Origin of the sequence: Phytobacter sp. V91 (assembly GCF_965644225.1) — a bacterium.
In the GTDB taxonomy this organism is placed as follows: Bacteria; Pseudomonadota; Gammaproteobacteria; order Enterobacterales; family Enterobacteriaceae; genus CBFFRJ01.
The window spans coordinates 1-4832 of the sequence record NZ_CBFFRJ010000214.1 but is presented as its reverse complement, the minus strand read 5'-3'; the positions used below and the strand labels follow the sequence as shown (position 1 = coordinate 4832).

Genomic DNA, 4832 nt, shown 5'->3' with positions numbered 1-4832 from the left:
CGGGCATCGTGAAAAATCTATGGCAAAGAAAGCCTTATGTTCTCATAACTGACGATTAAATCGCACCTTCCCTAAGGCTGGATTCTCCGCAATCCTGGCATTGATTGTTACCACCCTCTCATCACGGATACGGTCCTGGCATTAATCCAACTGCCCAATAGCAGGGGCAGCAAATTCTTTCGTTGAGTTGTCCGGCTGCACGCCCCAGCTTCACTACACTTGCTACTACATACGCCGCGCCTGCGGTTTCCTCAGGACATCGGCAGTATCTGCGCTGTCGTGATGCAGGTCAGTCGATTGCATGTGATGAAATCCAATAACCAGTTGGCGTTAAGCCCCTCTGGCAAAAGCGGATAATCTGAAGTCTATAGCCGTATTCAATTTGTCAAGATTCAACGCTGCTGTAAAACGTGCTGGCATTCGTCGCTGCAATCCGTACCATACACGGCACACTTTCGCATGTTGGTTATTGCCCGCAGGCGCTAACCCGTCTTTTATTGCTAATCAGATGGGGCACAAGAATGCGCAGATGGTGTATGAAATCTATGCTACATGGATTGAAGAAATAAATAGTGAGCAGGTGGCGATGCTTAACGCCAGGCTGGCGCTTTCAAGTGTTCTGCCCCACCAGTGCCCCATTTGATATTTGAGTAAAGAATAAATGTCGCAAAATCAAGAAACTACAAAGAAAGACCAATACAACCTGAATAAATTGCAAAAACGCCTGCGCCGTAATGTCGGCGAGGCCATTGCCGACTTCAATATGATTGAAGACGGCGATCGCATTATGGTCTGCCTCTCCGGGGGTAAAGACAGCTACACCATGCTGGAGATTTTGCGCAATCTGCAACAAAGCGCGCCGATTAGCTTTAGCCTGGTGGCGGTCAACCTCGATCAGAAGCAACCGGGTTTCCCGGCGCACATTCTGCCTGCTTATCTGGAATCTATCGGCGTTGAGTATAAAATCGTCGAAGAAAATACCTATGGCATTGTCAAAGACAAGATCCCGGAAGGCAAAACCACCTGTTCTCTGTGCTCCCGCCTGCGTCGCGGCATTCTTTATCGCACCGCGACAGAGCTGGGGGCAACCAAAATCGCGCTGGGCCACCATCGTGATGACATCGTGCAGACCCTGTTTTTAAATATGTTCTACGGCGGCAAAATGAAAGGCATGCCGCCGAAGCTGATGAGCGATGACGGCAAACATATCGTGATCCGTCCGCTGGCCTACTGCCGCGAAAAGGATATTGAGCGTTTTGCAGAGGCTAAAGCCTACCCGATCATTCCATGTAACCTCTGCGGTTCACAGCCGAACCTGCAACGTCAGGTGATTGGCGATATGCTGCGTGACTGGGATAAACGTTATCCAGGCCGTATCGAAACGATGTTCAGCGCGATGCAAAACGTCGTGCCTTCGCATTTAAGCGATACCAGCCTCTTCGATTTCAAATCCATTCAGCATGGTTCAGAGGTGGTTGATGGCGGCGATTTGGCCTTTGACCGTGAAGAGATCCCCATGCAGCCCGCTGGCTGGCAGCCAGATGAAGACGACGGCGATTTCAGCGCCAGTCGGCTGGATATTCTGGAAATCAAATAAAGCGAATGCCCTCCACTGCGAGGGCATTTTTTTTAACCATGCAGAGGTGGGTCAATAATCGGGCGCGGATCCGGATCGGGCGGGTCTGGCAAAGGTTGTGGCCGGGGTATCGGGTCGGGCACGGGTACAGGATCGGTCGGAATGGGATTGCTAACCGATAACGGCTGATACGCTTGCATTTTTGCCTCCAGAAAGAGTTTGCCGTTTTTTAAGGGTAGACCGGGCTAAACGAGAGGCAAAAAAAAGCCGACTATTCTAAGTCGGCGTCGTACGAATCAATTGTGCTATGCAGTAATTCAAAAAAGGAAGTAAGACAATATGGAGCGCAACGCCCATCGCTTGACGTTGCATTCACCTGCGAGATGAATATTGCCTGTTCCTGAGCGGGCATATATTGATATGGCTCAATTTACACCGCGATTTTATGTTCATTTTTTGTTAAAAAAGTGAATTTTTACAGCCATTTACTACGATGTAACCACCATGCAACACCACCTATCAGGACAACCAACATGATGCAGAAGACGGAAAAACCGAAGCGATATTCCCCGCCCGGTATACCACCCAGGTTGACGCCAAACAGACCTGTCAGAAAAGTACTCGGCAGAAAGACCATCGCCATCAACGACATCGTATAGGTTCTGCGCGACAGCGATTCCTGCATCACCTGTGTTATCTCATCGGTCATGACTGCCGTGCGGGCAATACAAGAGTCAATTTCATCCAGCCCGCGCCCCAGCCTGTCAGCAATATCCTGCATACGTCGACGCTGATCGTCATTCATCCACGGCAGACGCTCGCTGGCCAGTCGGGCAAACACATCCCGCTGGGGAGCCATATACCGGCGCATCACAATCAGCTGTTTACGCAGCAAAGCCAGAAATCCGCGCGGGGGGATCTCCTGATCGAGCAAATTATCTTCAAGGTCGATAATTTTATCGTGCAGCTCTTCAATAAATTCACTGGCGTGATCGGTCAGCGCATCGCAGACATCCACCAGCCAGCCGCCGCAGTCCGTAGGGCCGGTTCCTTCCTGTAAATCAGAAACCACGTCATCAAGAGCCAGAACCTTGCGCTGGCGGGTGGAGATGACCATCCGCTCATCCATATACAAACGCACGGCAACCAGTTGATCCGGGCGTTCATCCGTGCTGCCGTTAATACAACGTAGTGTTATTAGCGTGCCCTCGCCTACTCTCGTAACGCGGGGGCGCAGACTTTCACCACCAAGGGCATGGCGTACTGAATTGGGTAACAAAGGGGTGGTTTCCAGCCACTGTGCGCTTTCCGGGTTGGTGTAGTTCAGATGCAGCCAGCAGGGCCGCTGCGCATCAATGACATCATTCTCTTCCAGTGGCTTTACGCCACCTTTGCCATCCAGTTGCCAGGCATAAACCGCATCCGGGATATTCACATCCGATCCTTTGATCGCTTCCACAGCGCCTCCACAATCAACTCACGCGTTGTTGTCAGTCTAGCGCTCCCGGCGTGTTAAGCAACCATCATGCTGATTTTGTTAAATAATGTAAAAAAAAGGCCCGCTAAGCGGGCCACTGAGGGACAACACTATCAGAAGGAGTGCCAGTAATTTTCCTGATTGTGCAGTACTGGCCTCACCAGCCGGGACTGGCGTTTGTTCGCTACGGTAGAGACCTGCGCCGCAGCAACTACCGGTTGGGCTGCCTTTTGCCCGGCGAGGCGGAATTTACTGGTGCGTTGTTGCAGTTCAATCACCTGATTTTTCAGAATATCCGAAGAGCCGGCAAGTTCATCAACCATGCTGACGTTACTCTGAGTGACCTTTTCCAGTTCTGACAAGGCGAGCGTAATCTGGCTGATGCCTTTTTCCTGCTCCTGCGTTGAGACGGCGATCTCATCCATCAGCTTACTGACCTCGCTCGCGCCAGAAACAATCTCCTGCATATTGTGCTCCGCCTCCGACACCACCGTTGCCCCCTGAGTGACATTATCCGTGGTCACGGCAATCAGCGATTTGATGTTTTTCGCGGCTTCAGCGCTGCGATGCGCCAGGCTGCGAACCTCACCGGCAACGACAGAGAAACCTTTGCCATGATCCCCCGCTCGGGCCGCTTCAACCGCAGCATTCAGCGCCAGGATATTGGTCTGGAAGGCAATGCCATCGATCATGGCAATGATTTCATTCATTTGATTCGCACAATCGGTGATCGATTGCATATTTTGCGCCACCTGCCCCATCAGGCTGCCGCCTTTGCGGGCGCTGCTGCTGGCGTCACTCGCTCGGGTGCTGGCGAGCCGGGTGTTTTCCGCATTGTTTTTAGTACTGCTGGCCATCTGTTCCATGCTGGCAGCCGTCTGTACCAGGGCTGCGGATTGTTCCTCGGTTTTTACCGACAATTCACCGCTGCGGGAGGCCAGTTCGTCAGACAGATCCAGTGCGGTTTGTGAGGACGATCGGATCTCCCCCACCAGCGTCGCAATGCTGCTCGACAGATTATTGATGCCAGGAATTAAGCGACCGGCGCAGTTGTTACCAAAAGCCGGAATGGTAATAGAGAGATTGCCGGACGTGACCTCTTCAATACTTTTTTTAACGGTGTTGATGGGAGTCACCAGATATTGCGTCATATATAGCCAAAGCAGACCCAGCGTACAGAGTGACAAAGCTGTAACCGTCGCCGACAACGCGATATTTTTTGAGACAGCGATCACTAAAACATCAATGATGATGAAAGAACACGTCAAAAATAATATTATAAATGTCCTTACACTAATATTTTTAAGCATGATGGCACCAACAATACAACTTAGGGGGTAATATTCTTATAGCATCCGAAATGCACTTTTTCACCCCTAAATTGACCACCAGAGATGTTCAGCCAGTAGAAATTAAAATTTAGATTAAGTAAGATTTTAAAACCACAAAAAACACCATCAAGCTAAGAAAACAAGTGTCTTATACCAAAAACAGTTATCGCACGCCTGCAATATATTATATATAAATCGCTTAAATTAACTGAATTTCAATATACTGACAAGCACTAAAACATTATTAAGTGCAGCTAAAATGATTCTGTTTGATTAAAGTTTTTGACGTTTTTGCCGATAATCATCCTAGATTTTTTAAAACAATAAATAATATTGCGATAATTTAATCCACCGCCCACTAAATTCATTAAGTTAGGGAAGGTGCGATTTAATCGTCAGTTATGAGAACATAAGGCTTTCTTTGCCATAGATTTTTCACGATGCCCGC

At 49.5% G+C, this 4832-nt stretch carries 4 protein-coding genes and 1 pseudogene; 2 read left to right on the top strand and 3 right to left on the bottom strand.

Features of this window, described 5'->3' with window-relative positions:
• Positions 1-385: 385 nt before the first annotated feature.
• Both ACSZO4_RS24675 and ttcA read left to right on the top strand, forming a co-directional pair.
• Positions 386-643 (top strand): annotated as a pseudogene (locus ACSZO4_RS24675) (tyrosine-type recombinase/integrase); the annotation flags it as partial.
• Positions 644-661: 18 nt separating this feature from the next.
• Complete coding sequence (gene ttcA, locus ACSZO4_RS24670) at positions 662-1597, top strand: tRNA 2-thiocytidine(32) synthetase TtcA (protein ID WP_437891725.1); 936 nt, start codon at positions 662-664, stop codon at positions 1595-1597.
• 32 nt (positions 1598-1629) lie between these two features.
• Here ttcA and ynaL read toward each other — a convergent pair whose 3' ends face one another.
• The 3 genes from ynaL to ACSZO4_RS24655 form a co-directional block, all read right to left on the bottom strand.
• Complete coding sequence (gene ynaL / locus ACSZO4_RS24665; protein WP_437891723.1) at positions 1630-1776, bottom strand: proline-rich small protein YnaL; 147 nt, start codon at positions 1774-1776, stop codon at positions 1630-1632.
• 275 nt (positions 1777-2051) lie between these two features.
• Positions 2052-3035 carry a zinc transporter ZntB gene (zntB, locus tag ACSZO4_RS24660; protein WP_437891722.1) on the bottom strand — a complete coding sequence of 328 codons (984 nt, stop codon included), beginning with the start codon at positions 3033-3035 and terminating at the stop codon, positions 2052-2054.
• Positions 3036-3166: 131 nt separating this feature from the next.
• Complete coding sequence (locus ACSZO4_RS24655) at positions 3167-4363, bottom strand: methyl-accepting chemotaxis protein (protein WP_437891720.1); 1197 nt, start codon at positions 4361-4363, stop codon at positions 3167-3169.
• Positions 4364-4832 lie beyond the last annotated feature (469 nt).